General features: G+C 66.2%; 19 protein-coding genes, 3 tRNA genes, 1 pseudogene and 1 other annotated feature. Of the genes and pseudogenes, 10 read left to right on the top strand and 13 right to left on the bottom strand.

Going from position 1 to position 21,106, the window contains the following annotated elements:
• Positions 1-17: 17 nt before the first annotated feature.
• From proB to QZ670_RS07870, 8 genes are all read left to right on the top strand, one after another.
• Positions 18-1,163, top strand: a complete 1,146-nt coding sequence (proB, locus tag QZ670_RS07905; protein ID WP_294253721.1) for a glutamate 5-kinase — start codon at positions 18-20, stop codon at positions 1,161-1,163.
• A complete protein-coding gene (locus tag QZ670_RS07900) occupies positions 1,160-2,065 on the top strand; it encodes an NAD(P)H-binding protein (RefSeq protein WP_294253720.1) in 906 nt (301 codons plus the stop codon). Before proB ends, QZ670_RS07900 begins: the two co-directional genes overlap by 4 nt.
• Positions 2,066-2,100: 35 nt before the next feature.
• Positions 2,101-3,654, top strand: coding sequence for a hypothetical protein (locus QZ670_RS07895; RefSeq protein WP_294253719.1), 1,554 nt, complete (start codon positions 2,101-2,103; stop codon positions 3,652-3,654).
• 83 nt (positions 3,655-3,737) lie between these two features.
• The gene (locus QZ670_RS07890) at positions 3,738-3,980 is read left to right on the top strand and encodes an acyl carrier protein (RefSeq protein ID WP_294253718.1); all 243 of its coding nucleotides are present in this window, start codon (positions 3,738-3,740) and stop codon (positions 3,978-3,980) included.
• A gap of 5 nt (positions 3,981-3,985) precedes the next feature.
• On the top strand, positions 3,986-5,188 hold the full coding sequence (locus QZ670_RS07885; protein WP_294253716.1) for an aminotransferase class I/II-fold pyridoxal phosphate-dependent enzyme: 1,203 nt from the start codon (positions 3,986-3,988) through the stop codon (positions 5,186-5,188).
• Positions 5,189-5,232: 44 nt separating this feature from the next.
• Positions 5,233-7,197 carry an ATP-binding protein gene (locus QZ670_RS07880; protein ID WP_294253715.1) on the top strand — a complete coding sequence of 655 codons (1,965 nt, stop codon included), beginning with the start codon at positions 5,233-5,235 and terminating at the stop codon, positions 7,195-7,197.
• A gap of 83 nt (positions 7,198-7,280) precedes the next feature.
• The gene (locus tag QZ670_RS07875) at positions 7,281-7,865 is read left to right on the top strand and encodes a DUF805 domain-containing protein (protein WP_294253712.1); all 585 of its coding nucleotides are present in this window, start codon (positions 7,281-7,283) and stop codon (positions 7,863-7,865) included.
• Between the two features lie 87 nt (positions 7,866-7,952).
• Positions 7,953-8,008, top strand: a sequence feature (sul1 is cis-regulatory element that is thought to sense ions involved in sulfur or methionine metabolism; They are found in Alphaproteobacteria).
• Between the two features lie 55 nt (positions 8,009-8,063).
• The gene (locus QZ670_RS07870) at positions 8,064-9,560 is read left to right on the top strand and encodes a SulP family inorganic anion transporter (protein WP_294253711.1); all 1,497 of its coding nucleotides are present in this window, start codon (positions 8,064-8,066) and stop codon (positions 9,558-9,560) included.
• 13 nt (positions 9,561-9,573) lie between these two features.
• On the opposite strand, the gene QZ670_RS07865 is transcribed toward QZ670_RS07870, so the two are convergent.
• The 5 genes from QZ670_RS07865 to hspQ form a co-directional block, all read right to left on the bottom strand.
• Entirely contained in the window at positions 9,574-10,161 is a 588-nt protein-coding gene (locus tag QZ670_RS07865) for a helix-turn-helix domain-containing protein (protein ID WP_294253709.1), read from the bottom strand.
• Positions 10,162-10,264: 103 nt separating this feature from the next.
• Positions 10,265-10,810, bottom strand: a complete 546-nt coding sequence (locus tag QZ670_RS07860) for a GNAT family N-acetyltransferase (RefSeq protein ID WP_294253708.1) — start codon at positions 10,808-10,810, stop codon at positions 10,265-10,267.
• Between the two features lie 173 nt (positions 10,811-10,983).
• Positions 10,984-11,253: a 50S ribosomal protein L27 gene (gene rpmA, locus QZ670_RS07855; RefSeq protein ID WP_064313800.1), complete on the bottom strand. Its 270-nt coding sequence runs from the start codon at positions 11,251-11,253 to the stop codon at positions 10,984-10,986.
• A 30-nt stretch (positions 11,254-11,283) separates the two neighbouring features.
• Positions 11,284-11,589, bottom strand: a complete 306-nt coding sequence (rplU, locus tag QZ670_RS07850; protein WP_064313799.1) for a 50S ribosomal protein L21 — start codon at positions 11,587-11,589, stop codon at positions 11,284-11,286.
• 136 nt (positions 11,590-11,725) lie between these two features.
• On the bottom strand, positions 11,726-12,106 hold the full coding sequence (hspQ, locus tag QZ670_RS07845) for a heat shock protein HspQ (RefSeq protein ID WP_294253704.1): 381 nt from the start codon (positions 12,104-12,106) through the stop codon (positions 11,726-11,728).
• A 209-nt stretch (positions 12,107-12,315) separates the two neighbouring features.
• Here hspQ and QZ670_RS07840 point away from each other — a divergent pair.
• Positions 12,316-12,405: transfer RNA gene (locus tag QZ670_RS07840), tRNA-Ser, on the top strand.
• A 678-nt stretch (positions 12,406-13,083) separates the two neighbouring features.
• Here the strand turns inward: QZ670_RS07840 and QZ670_RS07835 are convergent.
• Entirely contained in the window at positions 13,084-14,289 is a 1,206-nt protein-coding gene (locus QZ670_RS07835) for a DUF2252 family protein (protein WP_294253702.1), read from the bottom strand.
• Positions 14,290-14,513: 224 nt separating this feature from the next.
• Here QZ670_RS07835 and QZ670_RS07830 point away from each other — a divergent pair, with 224 nt between their 5' ends.
• Complete coding sequence (locus QZ670_RS07830; RefSeq protein WP_294253701.1) at positions 14,514-14,942, top strand: hypothetical protein; 429 nt, start codon at positions 14,514-14,516, stop codon at positions 14,940-14,942.
• Between the two features lie 104 nt (positions 14,943-15,046).
• On the opposite strand, the gene cyoD is transcribed toward QZ670_RS07830, so the two are convergent.
• The 7 genes and pseudogenes from cyoD to QZ670_RS07795 all read right to left on the bottom strand — a co-directional run bounded on the left by cyoD (position 15,047) and on the right by QZ670_RS07795 (position 21,081).
• Positions 15,047-15,433 (bottom strand): cytochrome o ubiquinol oxidase subunit IV, encoded by a 387-nt coding sequence (cyoD, locus tag QZ670_RS07825; RefSeq protein ID WP_294253699.1) that lies wholly within the window; start codon positions 15,431-15,433, stop codon positions 15,047-15,049.
• A complete protein-coding gene (gene cyoC / locus QZ670_RS07820) occupies positions 15,430-15,981 on the bottom strand; it encodes a cytochrome o ubiquinol oxidase subunit III (RefSeq protein WP_294253778.1) in 552 nt (183 codons plus the stop codon). Before cyoC ends, cyoD begins: the two co-directional genes overlap by 4 nt.
• 150 nt (positions 15,982-16,131) lie before the next feature.
• Positions 16,132-18,099: pseudogene (cyoB, locus tag QZ670_RS07815) on the bottom strand (cytochrome o ubiquinol oxidase subunit I); the annotation flags it as partial.
• 3 nt (positions 18,100-18,102) lie between these two features.
• Positions 18,103-19,017, bottom strand: coding sequence for a ubiquinol oxidase subunit II (gene cyoA / locus QZ670_RS07810; protein WP_294253697.1), 915 nt, complete (start codon positions 19,015-19,017; stop codon positions 18,103-18,105).
• A 332-nt stretch (positions 19,018-19,349) separates the two neighbouring features.
• Positions 19,350-20,486 (bottom strand): hypothetical protein, encoded by a 1,137-nt coding sequence (locus QZ670_RS07805; protein ID WP_294253695.1) that lies wholly within the window; start codon positions 20,484-20,486, stop codon positions 19,350-19,352.
• Positions 20,487-20,898: 412 nt separating this feature from the next.
• Positions 20,899-20,974: transfer RNA gene (locus QZ670_RS07800), tRNA-Lys, on the bottom strand.
• 31 nt (positions 20,975-21,005) lie between these two features.
• Positions 21,006-21,081, bottom strand: a tRNA-Lys gene (locus QZ670_RS07795).
• Positions 21,082-21,106: the final 25 nt, after the last annotated feature.

Below are 21,106 nucleotides of genomic sequence, written 5' to 3'. Positions count from 1 at the left end.
CCGCTAAGAGCGCGGCCATGTCCGCGCTCGCACGCCATGCCGACGCCATCGGCTTCAGCCCCTCGACCTGCGGCCGGCTGGTCGTGAAGGTGGGCTCCTCGCTGCTCGTCGATCGCGAGGGGCAGATTCGCCGCGACTGGCTGGCGGCGCTGGTCGCCGATCTCGGTGCCCGGGCGCGCGAGGGGCAGCAGCTGGTCATCGTTTCCTCGGGCGCGATCGCGCTCGGCGCGCGGCGGCTCAAGCTGCCCAAAGGTGGCCGCGCCAGCCTGGAGGACGCGCAGGCGGCCGCGGCAACCGGCCAGATCGCGCTCTCCAGCATCTGGGCCGAGCTGCTCCACGACCAGGGGATGACTGCCGCGCAGATGCTGGTGACGCTCGACGACCTCGAGGATCGTCGCCGTTATCTCAACGTCTCCGCCACGCTCGACCGCTTGCTGCGCCTCGGCGTGGTGCCGGTGATCAACGAGAATGATTCGGTCGCCACCGAGGAAATCCGCTTCGGCGACAACGACCGGCTCGCCGCCCGGGTGGCGAGCGCCGCCAATGCCGAGGGCGTGGTGCTGCTGTCGGACGTCGACGGGCTCTACACCGCTAACCCCAACACCAATCCCGATGCCCAGCTGATCGAGCTGGTCGACGTGATCGACGAGCGGATCGAGGCGATGGCCGATCGCGGCTCGGCCTCGGGCATGGGGTCGGGGGGCATGGTTTCGAAGATCGAGGCGGCGCGGATCGCGACCAGTGCGGGTGCGCATCTCGCCATCGCCGATGGGCGGGTCGAGCATCCGCTGGCGCGACTGGCGACGACGCGGCGCGGTACCTTGTTCCTTGGGCAGAAGGGGGCTGCGGCGCGCAAGGCGTGGCTGCGCGGCGGGCTGACCGCCAAGGGAGCGATTCATATCGACGAGGGCGCGGCGCAGGCGCTCAAGGAAGGCCGCAGCTTGCTCTCTGCGGGAGCGACGCGGGTGGAGGGGCGGTTCGCCCGCGGCGACCTGGTCGTCGTGGTAGGGCCGGACGGCAAGCATCTTGCGCGCGGGCTGGCCGAATATGGCCATGTCGATGCCTCACGCATCGTCGGGCGGCGGAGCGAGGAGCTGGTCGAAATACTCGGCTATGCCCCGCGCGCCGCTTTGGTCCACCGCAGCCACATGGCGCTGCTGTGAGCGTGTTCGCCGTCACCGGCGGCACCGGCTTCGTCGGATCGCGATTGATCGCGCTCGCGCTGGAAGCGGGCCATCAGGTCCGTGCGCTCACCCGCCGCGAGCAGCCGGCGCGCGACGGCGTCACCTGGATTTGCGGCGATCTCGATGCGACCGCGGCGCTGGCCGAGCTGTGCACCGGTGCGGATGCGGTGATCCATGTCGCCGGGGTGGTCAACGCGCCCGATCGTGAGGGCTTCGCGCACGGCAACATCACCGGTACGGCGAACATGCTTGCCGCAACCAAGGCCGCGGGCGTGCGGCGCTACGTCCATGTCTCCTCGCTCGCCAGCCGCGAGCCCGAGCTCTCCGCCTATGGCTGGTCCAAGGGCGAGGCCGACAAGCTGGTCCGGGACTCCGGGCTCGACTGGACCATCATCCGCCCGCCCGCGATCTACGGCCCGGGCGACCTGGAGATGCTCGAGCTGTTCCGCGTCGCCCGCTTCGGCCTAGCGCTGCTGCCCCCGGGAGGCCGCATCTCGGTGATCGAGGTCAGCGACCTCGGCCGGCTGCTTCTCGCGCTCGCCGCCGCGGATCGCTTCCCCGGCGAGATCGACCCCGATGACGGCCGGGCAGGGGGCTGGACCCATCCCGAATTCGCCCGCGCCATCGGCCGCGCGGTGGGACGCAAGGTGCTCGCGCTGTCGCTGCCCAAGGCGGTGCTGATGGCGGGCGCCCATGTCGACCGGGCGCTGCGGGGCAAGCGCGCCAAGCTCACCCCCGATCGCGTCTCCTATTTCTGCCATCCCGACTGGGTGGCCGATCCGGCGCACCGGGCGCCCGCCAATCTCTGGACGCCGCAGGTGGAGACCGATGCCGGGCTGGTCGAGACCGCGCGCTGGTACCGGGCGAAGGGGCTGCTCTGAGCCCAAGCGGCGCTTAACCATTCTATAAAGGGGGCATGTGGACCGCCCCGATCAAGCTCATCCTCTGGGACCTCGACGATACGCTGTGGCGCGGCACGCTCGCCGATGGCGACGCGGTCGCGCTGTTCGAGCGGCGCGCCGAGATGGTCCGCGCCTTCAACGCGCGCGGCGTGGTCTCCTCGATCTGCTCGAAGAACGAGTTCGAGGCGGCAAGGGCAAAGCTGGAGGCGTTCGGGCTTTGGGACGAGTTCGTCTTCCCGCACATCGCCTTCACCCCCAAGGCCGAGGCGATCCGCGGCATCATCGCCGACCTGCAGCTGCGCGCGGTCAACGTCCTCTTCATCGACGATAACCCGCACAATCTCGCCGAGGTGCGCCACGCGCTGCCCGAGATCCAGACGCTGGATGCGACCGCGGCGGATGCCGACGAACAGCTCGCCGGCCTGCTCGCGCTCCAGACGGGCACGCGCAGCCGCGTCGCCGACTATCGCATCCTGGAAGCCAAGAAGCGCGATCGCGGCGCGGTGGAAGGCCAGTCCAACGAGGCCTTCCTGCGCGCCTCGGGCCTGTGCGCCTGTGCGCCGTTCATCATGGACAATCTCGAGTTCGTCCCGCGCCTCGCCGAGCTGATCAACCGCGCCAACCAGCTCAACTACACCCAGTCTCGGGTCGATCCTGCCCAGCTCGAACTCGACATCATCAACGTGACCCGACACGATAGCTGGTCGATCTTCGCCTGGGACAAATATGGCCGCTACGGCCTGGTCGGCTTCGTGATGTATGACCGGATCGAGCAGAAGCTGGTCCATTTCACCTTCTCGTGCCGCGCGATGCACATGGGGCTGGAGGAATATGCCCTCGGCAAGATTCGGGTGAACTGGCCGGAGGCCGATTTCAGCGCGCTCGACGGCCGATTCAGCCGCGTCACCCCCGACTGGATCGAGGACCATGGCTTCGACGAGCCCGAAGTCCGCGCCGCACTCCGTGCCGAACTCAGCAGCCAGTCGGCAGGCGAGGCGGGCATCCGCATCATGTTCGATTGCCAGTCCGGCGGCATCGCGCATTACAGCCAGTTTCGCCCGGCGATCGATTTCGACAACAATCCGCGCCTCTTCGCGCTGCGGATGATGGACGATGACAGCTACAAGGCGCAGCACTTCCCGCCCTTCCTCGTCTACGGCGCCACCATCGACTATCTGGACAATCGCTGGCCGGGGAAATGGCACCTGCTGGAACGCGGCGTCTACCAGAAGTGTGTGCTGCGGCTGTGCATCCACCTGATCGAGAACGACCTGCGCATGCTGGTGGTGCTGCCGCCGGAAGACGCGCCGATCGAGAAATACCGGCTGGGCCTCAACCACTCGCCCGAGCGCTGCCGGCTGTTTAACGCGATCTGGCGGCAGGTGGCGCGCGAGAATCCGGGCCGCATCTTCGTCCTTGAGCTCGCCGACCTGCTCGACAGCCCGGACGAGATGGCCGACGTGACCCATTTTCACCCCGGACTGCTCCAGAAGATCGCCGGGCAGATGGACCTGTGGGTGCACGGCGTGCTCACCGGCGGCAGCGCGGACGCGGCGGCTGCGGCCTGACCTTTCGGGCACTGCCCCGCCACGGGCCCGGTTTCGCCGCATTCGCTTGGCACCTGCGGCCGATCAATCTAAGGACCGGCCGCATGACTGACCGTGCAGAAATCTTCGACATCGTCGCCGCGCAGATCGAACCCTTCAACAAGAAGGGCGTCGCGCTTTCGGGAACCACCACCTTCGCGGGCGATCTCGAATGGGACAGCCTGACGGTGATGGATTTCGTCGCCGCGATCGAGGACGAGTTCGACATCGTCATCACCATGAACATGCAGGCCGAGATCGAGAATGTCGGCCAGCTGGTCGACGCCGTGCAGAAGCTCAAGGGCTGAACGCGATGACCGACCTGATGAGCAAGTTCGACGGCCTGATCGCCGAGCGCCAGGCGCTGCTCGACAGCGGCGTGATCGATCCGTTCGCGATCGTGATGGAGCAGGTCAAGTCGCCCACCGAGGCGGTGATCAAGGGCAAGGACACGATCCTGCTCGGCACCTACAATTACATGGGCATGACGTTCGATCCGGACGTGATCCAGGCCGGCAAGGATGCGCTCGACCAGTTCGGTTCGGGCACCAACGGCAGCCGCATGCTCAACGGCACCTTCCGCGACCATATGGAAGTCGAGCAGGCGCTGCGCGACTTCTACGGCGTGTCGGGCGCGATCGTCTTCTCCACCGGCTACATGGCCAATCTGGGGATGATCTCGACGCTGGCGGGCAAGGGCGAGTACATCATCCTCGACGCCGACAGCCACGCCTCGATCTATGACGGCTGCAAGCAGGGCAATGCCGAGATCGTCCGCTTCCGCCACAATGACGTGACGGACCTCGACAAGCGCCTGGGCCGCCTGCCGGCCGAAGCGGGCAAGCTGGTGGTGCTGGAGGGCGTCTATTCGATGCTCGGCGACATCGCGCCGCTCAAGGAAATGGTCGCCGTCGCCAAGAAGCACGGCGCGATGGTGCTGGTCGACGAAGCGCACTCGATGGGCTTTTTCGGCCCCAACGGCCGCGGCGTGTACGAGGACCAGGGGCTGGAAGCGGAGGTCGATTTCGTCGTCGGCACCTTCTCCAAGTCGGTCGGCACCGTCGGCGGCTTCTGCATCTCGAACCACCCGAAGTTCGAGGCGATCCGGCTGGCCTGCCGCCCATACATCTTCACTGCCTCGCTGCCCCCCAGCGTGGTGGCGACCGCGGCGACGTCGATCCGCAAGCTAATGACCGCGCACGAGAAGCGCGCCCGGCTGTGGGAGAATGCCCGTGCGCTGCACGGCGGCCTGACGGCGATGGGCTTCAAGCTCGGCACCGAAAAGCCCGAAAGCGCAATCGTCGCGGTGATCCTGGAGGACCAGGAGCAGGCGGTGGTGATGTGGCAGGCGCTGCTGGAGAACGGCCTGTACGTCAACATGGCGCGTCCGCCGGCGACTCCGGCCGGCACCTTCCTGCTGCGCTGTTCCCTTTGCGCCGAGCATCGCCCGGAGCAGATCGAGCGCGTGCTCGGCATGTTCCGCGCGGCCGGCCAGGCCGTCGGGGTCATCGCCTAACCGGCCTTTCCACTTTGGTTCCAAACGCCTAGAGTCGGGGCCGGATGAGCGAAGCGATCCCGTCTCTGGAGCGTTCGGTTCACGCAAAGAACTGGCGCCTGGTCCTGCTGGCGGCGCTGGCAGTGGCCGGCGTGCTCGTGCTCGGCGCGCTGATCCTGATTCAGCAGCGCACCGATCTCGAGCGCGATCGCGCCATCGCGCTCCAGCAGCACAGCTTCGAAGTGATCCTGCGCGCCAACCAGCTTTCCGGCGGCATCGCTTCGGCCGAGGCGGCGCTGGGCCGCTATGTGGTGAGCGCGGACCGCAATCTCGGCCAGCAATATAGCGACCAATGGGGCAAGGCAGGCGAACAGCTCCAGCGGCTGCGTCAGCTGACCGGCGACAACTCGACGCTGTTCGCGCAGGTCCGCCAACTCCAGCGCGCGTTCGCTGAGCGCGGCAAGGAGCTCGACGCGACCGCGCTCTACACCACTTTCAAGCGCAACAGCGATGCGTTCGGCGCCTATTATCAGGTGCGCGAGAGCCCGGCACGCAAGCAGGTGGAGGCACTTCTCGACAGCATCGTCGATCAGGAGCGCCAGTTGCTGCGGGATCGCACCCGCGCCGCCGCGCAGCTGATCGAGAACAGCAGCTATGCCTCGCGCGTGCTCAGCGGCTTCGGTCTGGTGATCGCGCTGGGTGCGGTGATCTTCGGCTGGCTGGCGATCGAGGCGCAGGGCGACCGTGCGCTCGCCGACGCCGATGCCGCCTGGGAGCGAGAGCGGACCGGGCAACTGCGCGAAGCCGTCGCCGCGGCCACCGCCCAGCTGCGCGAGGAAGCGCGTGAGCGCGAGGTTGCGGAGGCCAAGCTCCGCCAGGCGCAGAAGATGGACGCGGTGGGTCAGCTCACCGGCGGTATCGCGCATGATTTCAACAATATGCTGGCCGTTGTTTTGGGCGGGGTGGAATTGGCCCGCCGTCAGATGGAGAGCGATCCCCGCGAGGCCGCGCGCCATCTCGACAACGCGATGGAAGGCGCCCACCGCGCTGCCGCGCTCACCCGCCAGCTGCTCGCCTTTTCGCGCTCCGAATCGCTCGCGCCCGAGCCCGTCGATGCCGGTGCGCTGATCCGCGGCATGCGCGACCTGCTCGATCGCACATTGGGCGACGCGATCCGGGTGGAGGCACAGGACCGAGGCATGGGCTGGCGGATCTGGGTCGATCGCCACCAGCTCGAAAATGCGGTGCTCAACCTCGCCGTCAATGCGCGCGATGCGATGAACGGGCGTGGCACGCTGGTGATCACCACCGGCGAATCGCGACTGGCGGCGAATGAGGTCGGGCATTGTGCGGCGGGCGACTATGTCTCGGTCGCCGTGCGCGACGATGGCTGCGGCATGACGCCCGAGGTGCTGGAGCGCGTCTTCGAACCCTTCTTCACCACCAAGCCGGTCGGCAAGGGCACGGGACTTGGGCTCAGCCAGATCTTCGGCTTCGTCCGCCAGTCGGGCGGCGGCATCACCATAGAGACCGCGCCCGAGGCGGGCACGACGGTGACCCTGTACCTGCCGCGCTACAAGGGGGCGCTGACCGGGGCGGCCACGGCGGCGGTCGTGGCCGAGCCCGCTGAGGAGAAGGCGGGCGACAGCTACGACATTCTGGTCGTCGAAGACGATCCGCGCGTGCTGGCGGCCACGCTGGCGGCACTGCGGGAACTGGGGCACCGCGCAGTCGGCTGCGCCGATCCGCTGCACGCGCCTGCCGCGATCGAGGCGATGGCATCGCTTGACCTGGTGATGACCGATGTGCTGATGCCCGGCCAGACCGGGCCGGAGATGATCGCCGCGGTCGAGGCGACCTTGCACGGCGTCGCAGTCCTGTTCGTCACCGGCTTCACCGGCGAGGCGAGCGCCGAGCAGCTCCGCGATCGACCGGTGCTGCGCAAGCCGTTCACCGTCGCGGCGCTCTCGCGCGCGGTACGCGAGGCGGTGGCGGGCGAGGCCCAGCGGATGGGGCAGGCGGCGGAGTAGGGCGTTTCACGCGGGTTCCGGCAAAGGTTTGACCTGCCGCCTGCCGCGCGGCAGGATCGAGTTCGATCGGGGGACTTCGCAGCATGACGACGACGGTAGCATTGGGCGAGCATTTCAAACGGCTGCTCGACTTCTCCGGACGCGAGGACCGCGCGAGCTTCTGGCCCTATGCTGCGGTGGCGTTCGTCCTCGTCATGATCGCGGGCGCGCTCGTATTCGTGCCGATCGCAGTAACCATGCTCCAAGCGATGCAGCAATTTGCGGCACAACATCCCGAGAGCGTCACGGTTACCCAGGGCCCGGGCGACTATACGGTTTCGATGCACGGCGAGCATCCGGCCTTTGTGCCGATCGGATGGATCATCCTTTACTTCGTCGTCACCTTCGGTTCGGCAGTGCTACTCTACGCCGCCGCGGTGGCGCGGCGGCTCCATGACACCGGTCGGTCCGGCCTGTGGGGGATCCTGCCGCTGCCCTTCATCCTCTATTCGTCGGTGCAGATGCCGCGGCTGTTTGCGGCGATCGGCGCCGGCGCGGAGCCGGACATGACGCTGTTCCTGTCCGTTTTCCTCAGCAATCTCCTCTACATCATCACGCTGCTCGTGCTGATCCTGTTGCTCGCCGGAAAAAGTACCCAGCGGCCGAACCGGTTCGACAAGACCGCGTGACGTGACTGCGCGCGAAGCGAGCAGTGGCGCTCGCGGCGCGTGTGGGTTTGCGTCCTAAGCTCGGATCCGCTACGAGCCGCGCATTCGCAAGGACCCGGTGCAATTCCGGGTGGCTATTCCGGCCGCCGATCCGCCGGACAACAACACGCACCAAGCTGACGCGCCGCCTGGCGCCACGTGCCCTGTTGTGGATTTTCAATGACCTTCGATTTCAATGCATATCTGCGCCAATGGCGCACAGACGGCGCCGGCGCGCGCCGTGACATCCTGGCCGGCATCGTCGTCGCGCTGGCGCTGATTCCCGAGGCGATCGGTTTTTCGATCATCGCCGGGGTGGATCCGCGCGTCGGGCTCTACGCCTCGGTCGCCATCGCCATGACGATCGCGCTGATCGGCGGGCGGCCCGGCATGATCTCCGCCGCCACCGCTGCGGTCGCGGTGTTGGTCGGCCCGCTCGTCCGCGCGCACGGCGTCGAGTATCTCTTCGCCGCGACGATCCTGATGGGGCTGATCCAGATCGTCGCCGGGCTGCTGCGGGTGCATCTGGTGATGCAGTTCGTCTCGCGCTCGGTGATCACCGGGTTCGTCAATGCGCTCGCCATCCTGATCTTCCTGGCGCAGCTGCCCCAGCTCACCCATGTTGGCTGGCAGACCTATGCCATGGTCGCCGGTGGCCTGGCGATCATCTACGGCTTCCCCCGGCTGACCAGGGCGGTGCCTTCGCCGCTGATCGCCATCGTCGTGCTGAGCGCGATCAGCATTGGACTGGGGCTGCCGGTGCATACCGTGGGCGATATGGGCAAGCTGCCGGAGGGCCTGCCCGGCTTCGCGCTGCCGCAGGTGCCGCTGACGCTGGAGACGCTGCGGATCATCTTCCCCACCGCGCTGACCATGGCGGCAGTGGGGCTGCTCGAATCGCTGCTCACCGCGCAGATCGTCGACGACATGACGGACACGGACAGCGACAAGCGCCAGGAATGCGCGGGGCAGGGCGGCGCCAATATCGTCGCGGCGCTGTTCGGCGGCATGGGTGGCTGCGCGATGATCGGCCAGTCGGTGATCAACGTCACCTCGGGCGGCCGCAGCCGGCTGTCGACCTTCGTCGCGGGTGCCTTCCTGCTGTTCCTGCTGGCGGTGCTGGGCCCGTGGGTCGGGCGGGTGCCGATGCCGGCGCTGGTCGCGGTGATGATCATGGTGTCGATCGGGACGTTCAGCTGGAACTCGATTCGCAATCTGCGCCGCCATCCGCCGACCTCCTCGGCGGTGATGCTGGCGACCGTGATCGTCGTCGTGGCGACGCGCGACCTGTCGATGGGGGTGCTTGCCGGTGTGCTGCTCTCGGGCATCTTCTTTGCCGCCAAGGTGCAGCGGATGTTCGCGGTCGAGCGGCTGCTTTCCGCGGAGGGAGATGTCGCGACCTACCGCGTGGCAGGCCAGATCTTCTTCGCCTCGGTCGACCGCTTCACCCGCGCCTTCCAGGCCGAGCGCGTCGCCACGGCGGTGCGGATCGATGTGTCCGCGGCGCATTTCTGGGACATTTCGGGCGTGGCGGCGCTCGACAAGATCGTCGCGCGGCTGCGGCGCGAGGGCCGGGCGGTCGAGGTGGTCGGCTATAACCGCGCCAGTGCCGACATCGTCGATCGCTTCGCGCTGCACGACAAGACCGGAGTCGAGCTGGGCGCCGTGCCGCACTGATCGCGGGCGACGGCTAGGCGGTGGCCTCGATCCGTTCGCGGAGCATCGCCGCCGCCAGGTCGCGCGCCTTGTCGCGGGGGAGCCCCAGTGCACGCGCCATCGGGGCGCCGAGTAGCGCGTCGCCCAGCGCCATCAGGGTCAGCTGCAGCGTCTCCTCGCGCAGCGGCGCGCGCGAATCGGCGCCTTCGCTGATCCGGTCGACCAGCCGGTGAATCGCCTCCAGGATGGGGTCGAGCGCGTCCCGGTTGCCGGTGAGCAGCATCCAGCTGGCGAGCGCGCCCGCACCTTCGCGCCCGAACGCGTCGAAGGTGAGGTCCACCACCTCGCGCAGATCGTGGTCGGTAGTCCGGGCGCGGACCACCGCTTCGCCGATCTTTGCGGTCACCGCCTCGGCCATGCTCGCGGCGAGCGCCTTCTGGAGTCCCGCCGCCGAACCGAAATGGTGCAGCAGATTGGCATGGGTGCGGCCGATCCGGGCGGCGACGGCCTTGAGCGTCACCGCCTGCGGGCCGTCCTCGATCAGCAGCGAACGTGCGGCTTCCAGCGCAGCATCACGCGATTCTTCTGGGGATAGGCGCCGGCGCGCCGCCTTGGTTGTCAAGCTCTTGGCCTTGTGTCCATATGTTGCCGGCTTAGTCGAGCTTGCGCGCGGGGGGAAGCGCCACGCCTTATCCTCCCCCTGGCGGGGGAGGATAAGATTGGTGTCACGCGGCGAGGCGGGGTTGCGGGCCCGATCGGCAGTCTTCGGCGTCCAGATCGAGTTCGAAGCCGATGCACGCCATCTCGCTGCCGCGGCCCTTGGACCAGAGCGGCGCGACCTCGCCGGTCGGCTGGAACCCCAGCTTGCGCAGGACGCGCCCCGAGGCGGGGTTGTCGACCGCATGCCGCGACGTCACCCGGCGGATGCCCGCTGCGTACGCCGCCGCGAGCACGCCGCGCGCGGCCTCGGTGGCATAGCCCTTGCCCCAGGCGGACGGCGTGTACCAATAGCCGAGCTCGTGCTGCGCATCCCCGACGCTGTCGATGCCGACGCAGCCGATCAGCGCCACGCTGCCGCCCTGATGCTCGAACACCAGGAAGCGCGTGTCGGTCCAGTGCTGGAGGAAGGTCTCGGCCGCTTCGATCGAATAGGGCCAGGGCACGCGCGACAGATTGCGCACCACCGCCTCATGGTCGATTGCCCGGGCAAGGGCGGGGGCGTCCTCGGGCCAGCCGGGACGTAACGTCAGTCTTGGGGTCCGCACGAACATGACCACTCTCCTCGGTCCTGCGGCTTCTTGCGCACGCCCTTGCGGCATGGCTGTTTCACCGCGGTGTCAGGGGAGCAATAAAAAAGGGAGACCGGGGCGACCCGTCTCCCTTTTTCGGTTGGTTCATCCGAACCCGGGTCGCCCTGGTGGGCAACCCGTACGGTCGCCCGATGTTACTCGGCCGCCTCGGCAATCATGTCTACGGAGCAGAACTTGCGACCAAGCTTGCCTTCCTTGAACGACACGCGGCCTTCGACGAGCGCGAAAAGGGTATGGTCCTTGCCCATGCCCACGTTCACACCCGGGTAGAATTTGGTGCCGCGCTGACGCACGAGGATGTTGCCGGCGAGAACCGTCTCGCCGCCGAACTTCTTCACGCCAAGACGGCGGCCAGCAGAGTCGCGACCGTTGCGGGACGAGCCGCCTGCCTTCTTATGTGCCATTGTCTATACTCCTCGTGTCTCGTCAGTCGCTTACTTGGCCGCGCCGATAGCAGTGATCTTGAGGATCGTGTGCTGCTGGCGATGGCCGTTCTTGCGACGATAGTTGTGACGACGACGCTTCTTGAAGACGATGACCTTCTCGCCCTTCGCCTGCGCGACGATTTCGGCAGAAACGGTCAGGCCGTCGGTAGCCTTCAGCTCGCCGCCTTCGCCGGCCAGCAGGACGTCGCCCAGCGTCACCGACGAACCGGCTTCGCCGTCGAGCTTCTCGACGACGATCTTGTCTCCTGCGGCAACGCGATACTGCTTGCCGCCCGTGCGCACGATAGCGAACATCGGTCTCTTCTCTGGTTCAAATGCATGTGCCCGCCAAGGTTGCACCTCGGCAGGAGGAAGGGCGCAACTATGCGAGGGGGGCGGGAATGTCAACCGGTCCGCAAGACGAAACAGCGATTTTCCGAGTCACGCGCGCTTAGTGGCGATGATTCGGCTTCAGCCGGTAGCGGCCCGCATCGAAGCTGTCGAAAAGCCCGCTGATTCCGGGATGGTCGACCGGCTCGTCGCTGTCGTCCGCCACCAGATTCTGCTGGCTGACATAGGCGATATAGGTCGAATCGGCATTTTCGGCGAGCAGATGGTAGAAGGGCTGGTCCTTGGCCGGCCGCATGTCGACCGGAATCGAATCATACCATTCGTCGGTGTTCGCGAAGACGGGATCGACGTCGAAGATCACGCCGCGGAAATCGAGCAGGCGGTGGCGCACCACGTCGCCGATGGCGAAACGCGCGCTGGCGATCGGCGGCATCGGCGTGCCCGAGTCGATGGAAAGAAGCGAACCATTGGTTTCTGACATGCCCCCAATCTAGGGTTGCGGACGCGCAACGGCAACGGTGGCGAGGCTGCACGTTCCCGATCCGGGAGGGGGGCGACGCACGCGCCTTCCGCATTCGCGAAAAAACTTGAAAGAGCCTGCTTGCGGCCCCCAGAACTTTGCGCTAGTGGCCGCGCCTCACAGCGACCGGTACGCTGCTCGGGCCTCCCGAAGCGCGTATCCTCCCTAGCGGAGAGGTGCCGGAGTGGTCGATCGGGGCGGTCTCGAAAACCGTTGTGCGGGTAACCGTACCGAGGGTTCGAATCCCTCCCTCTCCGCCATAGGGCCATTCCAGACAGATTTGGATGATGGGAAGAAGCGCTTCGGTGCGGGCTCGCTGGCGTGATGCGCCTGGGTGGTCGCGCGGGGCCTCCGGGTTCGGCTGGTACTCGCCCCATCGATAGTCGCGAGCTTCATGAGTCGCGGCAGAGCCAATAACAAACAAAGATCGCCAGTCGGATACCGCGACTTGTTTATAGTTGCGGATGCGCTAGCCTTCCGTTTGCACCTCGCGAAGGTGCGTCGAAACGGGAGGAGTGGCTTATGAAGATATTTGCCGGTCTGCTTCTTTGCGTCAGTTCGGTTGCTGCAGCTGCACCTGTCCAGGATGATGACGTCTGGACGCAGGATCAGTGCAGGGCGGTCGCCGCGCAGTGTATCGCCAATCCTGGCGGTTTTGGTACGCCGAACGAGTGTTGGTCCTATTTCGCGGGCCCGCACTGCCCCGATACAGGCTCCAGCGAGCCGCCTCCCAACAATTACACGCCGCTGCCCGACGTCTGTTATGTTTGGGCGAACACCACGACCTGTGATTCGCGTCCGCAATAGGCGCAATACTTGATCATGCGCGGTCCTCGGCTGTCGAAAGGCCGAGGCCGCGCTCGCTGGATTGCCCGTCCGAGGCGAGGCAGCTTCCGAAGCACGCGAGACATAGGTCTTCTTTACGCCTACGACGCCACCTAGGCCGCAACGGCATAGCGCCGACAATGCTCGAGGTAGCCGACCTCGTGGCGGCCGGCGAGCGAGACGACGCTCTCCCACAGCCAGGACGGCGTATCGAGGTTGCCGCGGCGATCGGCCGCAAGGATCTCCAGCCACGCATCGCGCGCGTCGGTGTCCATCTGCCGGGCATGTGCCCTGCCGACGACGAAGGCGAGGTAGCGGGCCGACTTCACCGTCTCACCGCGGCTGAACTGGTCGAGCTCGAGCTTGAGGTCCTGCGGCGCCAGTTCGCGGACGAACAGCGAGCGGCCCAGCATCCGCACCGGGGCCATCCGCCTGCCGAGATGCGGCGAGAGCGCACGCGCGGCGGCGACCACGCGATCGGCATTGTCCTCGGGCAGCTCGGCACCCGGTGCGGCGGGTGCGATCGGGTCGATCGCTTCCTTTAGGTCGATCAGCGCATAGTCCTTGCGCCCCTTGTCATCGGGAATCGCGACAATGGTGGCATAGCGCAGCAGCCCGAGCGAACTGCACCCCTTCATCCAATAAGCCGCATCGACGAGGCGAATCTCGCGCGCCGCATCGGCGTCTTCCGTGCCAAGCACGGTACCCAGCACCGATGGCTTGGCGAGCGCGGCCTCGAGCGCGGCGCGCTCCTTGTCCTCGATCGGCCAGAAACGCTTGCCGAGCGGGATCTGCGGCTCCACCGCGTCGAGCCGCTCCTTGGCGAGATGGCGCCAGCGGCGACCCAGCGCGCGGCGCGTGACGCTCTGCACCACATCGGGCTCGACGCCGGGGTCGCCGCTGGTCGGATCGTGGATGGCGGCGACATAGCCTTCCATCATCTCCTCCAGCATCTGCGCGGTGACGACCCCCGGCAGGTCGGCCCCGCGCGCGGCGGTGGCGAGCGAGAGGCCGAGGCGGATGATGTCGTGCGCGGGATTGCCGATCACCGCCTGGTCCATGTCGCGGATCTGCACCTCGACCCGGCCGTCGCCATTGGAGAGGGGGCCGAGATTGCCGACATGGCAGTCGCCGCAGATCCAGATCGACGGGCCCTGCGGTACCCGCGCGGAAACCGGCGAGCTTTCGAGCCAGTCGTAGAATTTGGCGGTATTGCCGCGGACATAGGCATGCGCCGAGCGCGCCATCTTCAGCGTGCGGTTGGCTTCGAGGATGGTGCTGCGTTCGGCGGGGGAGAGCAATGCGGGTTTCTTGGCCATGGCGGGCTCAACGCACGAGATCGGCAAACGTAACGAACTGTTGCGCAGCGGCTGTTGTGGAACCGCGCGACGAATGACCGGCCAGGTGCGATGGCCCGGGGAGACACGGCGCCGGTGCCTCTAGCCAGCCCATGCTCGTCGCGGCACTTCGTCCAGCTGTACGCGATCAATCCATCGGAGTCGTCCAAGAGGGGAAAGCGATGAAGCGAAGGAAAGCAAGTGTCTTGGCGCTCGCACTGATGCTGGCGGCGACGGGGGCCAGTGCGGCGGATGGGCCGCCGCGCATGGTGTCGACCCTGCGGACGGCCTATGTGTTCCCGAACATCGACATGCAGCGGGTCGAGCAGGTTCGGCGCCTGATGGAGGGCTATTACACCAAGGGTGCGGAGGCGGCGGGGCCATATCTGACGCCTGACGGCGCGACGGCGTTCACCAAGCTTCGGGATGCGCTGCCCGCCTCGTCTTGCGCGGTCGAAATGATTGACGAGAGCATCGATCAGACCGGGGAGCCCGGAACCTCGCGGATGGTGATCGCGCTCCAGGGGATGTGCCAGGAGAAACGCTTCGAGTTCTTGTTCGCCTTCAAGGACGGGCGGGTCGATGACATCGTGGATTTCAGCAACGCCGTTCCGGTGGCGCCGGGGATGATGTAAGCGGCCGAGCCCGAACGGCGCAGCCTCGGTAGCGGCGGGTGGTCGGAAGTCGTCGATCTGGCCTTCCGTTGGCACTGTCCTCCGGCCACCCGGCCGCCACGGCGTCAGGGCTGCATGTGCATCGCCTGATCCATCGGCATCATGTTGGCGTTCAGGTTGTCCATGATCCAGATCGATCCGACCACGACGAGCACCACGATGATGATGCCGAAGGCAAGCGCGAGGACGTTGTTGGTGCTGTCCGGCGCGGTGGTGATGTGGAGGAAGAACACCAGATGGATGCCCATCTGCGCCACCGCCAGCACGCACAGCCCGATCGGTACGCCGGGGCGCCAGAGCGCCCCGGATTCCGCCGCCCAGAAGGACGTTGCCGTCAGCGCCAGCGCCAGCAGCAGGCCGATGATGTAGCCGGCGCTGCCGGAGAGGAAGCTGTCCTGTTCTTCGCCGGGCGCCGTATCGGTGTGGCCGGCATGCGTGGGATGGTCGGTCATAGGCTGGTTCCAAACAGATAGACGATGGTGAAGACGGCGACCCAGACGATGTCCAGGGCGTGCCAGAACAGGCTGAAGCAGAGCAGCTTGCGCTGCACCTTCGGCTCGAACCCGCGGGTGGCGATCTGGGCGCACAGCGACACCAGCCAGACCAGGCCGGCGGTGACGTGGAGGCCGTGGCAGCCGACCAGCGTGAAGAAGGCCGACAGGAACGCCGATCGCGACGGACCCGCGCCTTGCGCGATCATGCTGGCGAACTCGCGCAGCTCGATCGAGAGGAACGCGGCACCGAGCACGCCGGTGAGCGCGAGCATCAGCTGGGTCACCCCGACGTTCTGCCGCTTGGCCGCGAGGAAGGCGAGGCCGCAGGTGAAGGTCGAGAAGAGCAGGCAGACCGTCTCGATGCCCACCGTCGTCCGGCTGAACAGCATCTTGGAGGTCGGCCCGCCGTCCGTGGCGTTGGCCAGCACCGCATAGGTGGCGAACAGCGCCGAGAACATCACGATGTCGGTCAGCAGGAACACCCAGAAGCCGAAGCCGGCGACCACGGTCTTGCTGGCAGGGCCGTTGTCCCGCACGCCGGGCTTGGTGTCGGCCCCGACATGTCCCAGCTGGTGGGGATCGGTGACTTCCAGGGCGACGGCGGCGTGCGCGGCCTCCTGCCGGTCTGCCGTGACCTCGGCGAGCGCGCCGGTGCGGATGGCGCGCCGGGCCTGGTCGAGCCGGGCGACTTCGGCCGCCGGGACCTCGACCTCGTCCTCGCGGCGCCAGCCGAACTTGGCGAGCGCGACGAACCCTGCCGCGACGCTGGCTGCCACCAGCCACCAGATGTGCCAGACCATCCCGAAGCCGGCGAAGCTGACGAAGAAGGCCGTGATCACCCCGATCGGCGTTGCGCGTGGCAGCTCGATGGCCATATACGCGGGGGCCTCGGCCAGCTGGAGCTGGGCGATCGCGCGCTGCTTCACGCCCCAATAGGCCTCCTCGCCGCGCACGTCGGGGAGCACCGCGAAGTTGAACGCCGGGGGCGGCGAGGTGGTCGACCATTCGAGCGAACGGCCGTCCCACGGATCGCCGGTCACATCGCGCAGCTTGTCGCGATTGCGGATCGAGACGATCAGCTGCGTCGCCTGGCAGAGCACGCCGCACAGGATGAGCAGTGCGCCGCATGCCGCGACGATCTCATAGGGCTGCCAGCTCGGGTCGTTGTAATGCTGCATCCGGCGCGTCGCGCCCATCAGGCCGATCACGTACATCGGCATCCAGGCGAGGTAGAAGCCGAAGAACCAGCACCAGAAGGCCGCCTTGCCCCATCCGTCATGCAGGCGGAAGCCGAACGCCTTGGGGAACCAGTAGGTATAGCCGGCGAACAGCCCGAACACGACGCCGCTGATGATGACGTGGTGGAAGTGGGCGACGAGGAACTGCGAATTGTGGACGATGAAGTCGACCGGGGGCACTGCGAGGAGCACGCCGGTGAGGCCGCCGGTCACGAAGGTGATCATGAAGCCGAGCGTCCACAGCATCGGCACTTCGAAGCGGACGCGGCCGCCATACATGGTGAACAGCCAGTTGAACATCTTCACGCCGGTCGGCACGGCGATGATCATCGTGGCGATGCCGAAGAAGGCGTTGACGTCCGCACCCGCGCCCATGGTGAAGAAGTGGTGCAGCCACACCATGCACGACAGCACGCAGATCGCCATCGACGCGCTGACCATCGAGCGGTAGCCGAACAGCGGCTTGCTCGAGAAGGTGGAGACGACCTCCGAATAGACGCCATAGGCCGGCAGCGCCAAGGCGTAGACCTCCGGATGGCCCCACATCCAGATCAGGTTGACGAACATCATCGCGCTGCCGCCACCGTCGGTGGTGAAGAAATGGAAGCCGAGATAGCGGTCCAGCGTCAGCATCGCGAGGCAGGCGGTGAGGATCGGGAAGATCGCCAGGATCACCAGGTTCGAGGCGAGCGCGGTCCAGCAGAATACCGGCATGCGGGTATAGCTCATCCCCGGCGCGCGCATCTTGAGGATGGTGGTCGCCAGGTTGACGGCCGACAATAGCGTGCCGACGCCGGAGATCTGCACCGTCCATAGATAATAGTCGACGCCCACCCCGGGCGAGAATTGCAGCTCGCTGAGCGGCGGATAGGCCAGCCAGCCGGTGCGTGCGAACTCGCCGATGAACAGGCTGACGTTGATCAGCAGCGCACCCGACGCGGTCAGCCAGAAGCTGATCGAATTCATCGTCGGGAAGGCAACGTCGCGCACGCCCAGCTGGAGCGGCAGCACGAAGTTCATCAGCCCCATCACCAGCGGCATCGCCACGAAGAAGATCATGATCGTGCCGTGGGCGGAGAAGATCTGGTTGAAATGCTCCGGGGGAAGGTAGCCCTGGTTGACACCCGTGGCCATGGCCAGGTGGGTGCGCATCAGCAGCGCGTCGGAAAACCCGCGCAGCAGCATGATCAGCCCGAGCAGGAAGTACAGGATGCCGACGCGCTTGTGATCGACCGAGGTGATCCATTCGCGCCACAGATAGCCCCAATGGCCCTTGGCCGTGATCCAGGCGAGCACGCCCCCGATCACCGCGAGCACGACCGCCGAGGTGATCAGCGGCAATGGTTCGGCGAACGGGATGGCACTCCAGGTGAGCTTGCCGAGCATCCGTCAATAGCCCTTGTTGCTGGCGCCGTGATCGGCGGCCATGGAATGGGGAGTGACCGCAGCGGTCACGATCGGCTTGCCGGTGGTGATGCGACCGAACAGCGTCGGATCGACCGTGGCGTAGGTCGTCGGCGCCACGTTCGCGCTCGGCTTGGCGAGGGCGACATAGCTGGCGGTATCCAGCTTGGGACCGGCAGCCTTGGTGGCGGCGACCCAGGCATCGAAGCGCGCCTGCGGCACCGCCTCGTAGCGGAAGTGCATGTCGGAGAAGCCGTCGCCGCTGAACTGCGACGAAAGCCCGTCATAGCTGCCCGCGCGATCCGCGATCAGGTTCAGCTGCGAGACCATGCCGGTCATGGTGTAGATCTGGCCACCGAGCTGCGGCACGAAGAAGCTGTTCATCACCGTGGCGGAGGTGAGCTTCATGTGCACCGGCGCCCCCACCGGCACAACGACCCGGTTGACGCTGGCGATGCCCTGCTTGGGGTAGATAAACAGCCACTTCCAATCGAGCGATACCACCTCCACCTCGAGCACCGGCTGGGTCGAGGCGAGCGGCTTGGCCGGATCGAGTTCGTGGCAGGCGATCCAGGCAACGCCGCCGAGCAAGAGGATGATCATCGCCGGGATCGACCAGATGATGAGCTCGACCTTGCCCGAATAGGCCCAGGTCGGCCGATAGTGCGCCCGGGTGTTGCTCGCGCGGAACCACCAGGCGACGACGACCGTGGCGAGCATCACCGGCACGACCACGCACAGCATGATGCCGGTCGCGTTGAGCAGCAGCGTCTTCTCGGCGACGCCGACCGGCCCTTGCGGGTCCAGCACGCCGCGGTTGCACCCGCCGAGGAGTAGCGCGAGCGCACCAGCGCCGGTTGCCCGCCAAGGGAGGAGGGGTTTGGGGGCGCGCGCACTCATAGCGGTCCGATCCCGGCACGCTTCGATCGGGCGAGCCTTTGCTGCTTTCTCACGTTGCACCTCGATATGTTGCGACGGCCTAAGGAGGACGCGTCTTCGCTTGGCGCGAACGTGACATGGCGATGCAGCGGGGTCTTGGACCGGGTTGGCGCAGCTGGACGAATGTTGCGCTGCCGCAGGCGCAGCTAACGTGCGAGGAGATCGGCCCCTTCGGGGAAACGACGGCGCGCGACCGTGATCAGATGGGTGCCTCGCGCGCCAAGCCTTTGCCCATCAAGTTGCCGCCGGGGCTTTCGTAGCGCCCAGCCCTTGAAAATTTCGGCTGCGATGAGTCAATTTTTGGGCGTCGGGTTTGGAAGGCCGTTCACGTCGGGCGAATTCTCCATCGGTCCCGAGATGCCCGGCTCTTCGGCGGCCGCGGGGGCGGGAGGTTGCTCCGGGGGCGGCGCGACTTGAGGTGCGACGGGGATGCCCCCAGCGCCGGCAGCTTTGGTCGTCACCTTGAAGGTGGCTGAGATACCGCCGATGCTTACCATCGCCGTAGTGGCCGTGTTTGCGGCCTTGGACGCCTTGACGCGCACCTTCACCTTGGAGCCCGGCAGGATCGCGCCGTCCTTTTCTGACCAGGGGCCGCCATCGACGCTGTAGGCGCCGCCGCTGATTTTGATGAAGACGGGGCTTCCGAAGCCTTTCACGGTGATTTCCGCGCTGTCTACGTCAGACCCTGGTGCGGCATCGGTGACGTCCATGAACTGAAATGGATCCGGAGTGACGTCCTCCGCACTGTTGGGAAGGGGGGAGTGAACCTGTGCGCGCTTATATTCCTGGGAGGATATAGCCCGCTCCACTTCCGTCTCGATGGAGGGCGGCAGGCATATAGCAGCGTAATTCTGGATGACTTGGAGCGCGACCACGCGACTGGTGTAGCTGGGGCTCAGGGATGCGATATAGGCCGTCTGCTGGCGTTCGACCAGCACCCGGACGGTGCTGGGATTGAGATTGAAGAGCAGCCCGGCACCGAGATTATTGATGGTCTGATCCACCAAGCTGAAGCCGAGCGGCGTCAAGCCGATGGCTTTCTTGCTCGCTTCGACCGCAGCGAGAGCGGCACTCACCCCGGCGCCGGTGTATTGGACTTGGCGGCTCAGCCCTTCGCGAGCGCGATTGAACCAGAACAAGGCGTCCATGAATTTGTCGCATCGGACGTCCGTGTAGTGGATGCCGGCGTCAACAACGGCGCGCCACTCCTTCACATTGAGGAGCGCATCGACCTCCTCCGTGCCGGACGGGACGGTGCCGGCCATCTTGGCGAACTCGAGCATGATGATGTTTTGTTCGAGCGAGAATTTTGAAATATCGGCGGGCGCAAGGGCCGGATTGTTGGCCTCGTACGCACTAGCGCGACGCTTGATGGCTTGGATGCCGCTCGTGCAGCCACAAAGCTGGGCGGACAGGACAATCGCCAGCACGGTCCGTGATTTGAGCATTGCGCCCCCTGATCAGCGATGGTGGATATCACGCGATACTGGTAAGCGCCGCCCGGCACATCGTAGCGAGCCGCAGGTAAGCATAAGTACACAATTACTGCCTGTAAATACAGTGGCGTGTTGTTCTGAAGTGCTCTGCGGAAGGCATTGGTTGAACTAAGAATCTAGGTCGCGCTCAGGCGAGGTGACCTGTCAGATCGAAATGATTGCACAGGGTGTCGACGCTTTTTAGCTTGCGTCGCCAGCTTGCTCTTGGCGTCAACGCCTCTCTGGGCGCTGCGCGTGTCGTTGATCGACGCGCATGCCTGCTGAGCGCGTGGCGCGATCCACCAACGGCCGCCGAAGGGTTTCGAGGCGCAGCGTCTCACCGGGGGGATGGATAACGATCGGGGAATGGTGGACACACTTGGGCTCGAACCAAGGACCCGCTGATTAAGAGTCAGCTGCTCTACCAACTGAGCTATGTGTCCATACCGGAAGGCGTATGGGCAGAAGAAGAAGTGGTGGACACACTTGGGCTCGAACCAAGGACCCGCTGATTAAGAGTCAGCTGCTCTACCAACTGAGCTATGTGTCCATCCGGCTTCTGCATGGTGCCCTTG

The organism is uncultured Sphingomonas sp. (assembly GCF_913774285.1).
Classification (GTDB): domain Bacteria; phylum Pseudomonadota; class Alphaproteobacteria; order Sphingomonadales; family Sphingomonadaceae; genus Sphingomonas.
Note: the sequence above shows the minus strand (reverse complement) of the source record. Positions and strands in the feature narration are given on the sequence as shown.

Coding starts and splice junctions, on each gene's coding strand:
- QZ670_RS07890 (WP_294253718.1), top strand. CDS start 3,738: ATGACTGACCGTGCAGAAATCTTCGACATCGTCGCCGCGCAGATCGAA.
- QZ670_RS07880 (WP_294253715.1), top strand. CDS start 5,233: ATGAGCGAAGCGATCCCGTCTCTGGAGCGTTCGGTTCACGCAAAGAAC.
- QZ670_RS07860 (WP_294253708.1), bottom strand. CDS start 10,810: ATGTTCGTGCGGACCCCAAGACTGACGTTACGTCCCGGCTGGCCCGAG.
- QZ670_RS07835 (WP_294253702.1), bottom strand. CDS start 14,289: ATGGCCAAGAAACCCGCATTGCTCTCCCCCGCCGAACGCAGCACCATC.
- QZ670_RS07870 (WP_294253711.1), top strand. CDS start 8,064: ATGACCTTCGATTTCAATGCATATCTGCGCCAATGGCGCACAGACGGC.
- cyoA (WP_294253697.1), bottom strand. CDS start 19,017: ATGAGTGCGCGCGCCCCCAAACCCCTCCTCCCTTGGCGGGCAACCGGC.
- rpmA (WP_064313800.1), bottom strand. CDS start 11,253: ATGGCACATAAGAAGGCAGGCGGCTCGTCCCGCAACGGTCGCGACTCT.
- hspQ (WP_294253704.1), bottom strand. CDS start 12,106: ATGTCAGAAACCAATGGTTCGCTTCTTTCCATCGACTCGGGCACGCCG.
- QZ670_RS07885 (WP_294253716.1), top strand. CDS start 3,986: ATGACCGACCTGATGAGCAAGTTCGACGGCCTGATCGCCGAGCGCCAG.
- QZ670_RS07875 (WP_294253712.1), top strand. CDS start 7,281: ATGACGACGACGGTAGCATTGGGCGAGCATTTCAAACGGCTGCTCGAC.
- rplU (WP_064313799.1), bottom strand. CDS start 11,589: ATGTTCGCTATCGTGCGCACGGGCGGCAAGCAGTATCGCGTTGCCGCA.
- proB (WP_294253721.1), top strand. CDS start 18: ATGTCCGCGCTCGCACGCCATGCCGACGCCATCGGCTTCAGCCCCTCG.
- QZ670_RS07895 (WP_294253719.1), top strand. CDS start 2,101: ATGTGGACCGCCCCGATCAAGCTCATCCTCTGGGACCTCGACGATACG.
- cyoD (WP_294253699.1), bottom strand. CDS start 15,433: ATGACCGACCATCCCACGCATGCCGGCCACACCGATACGGCGCCCGGC.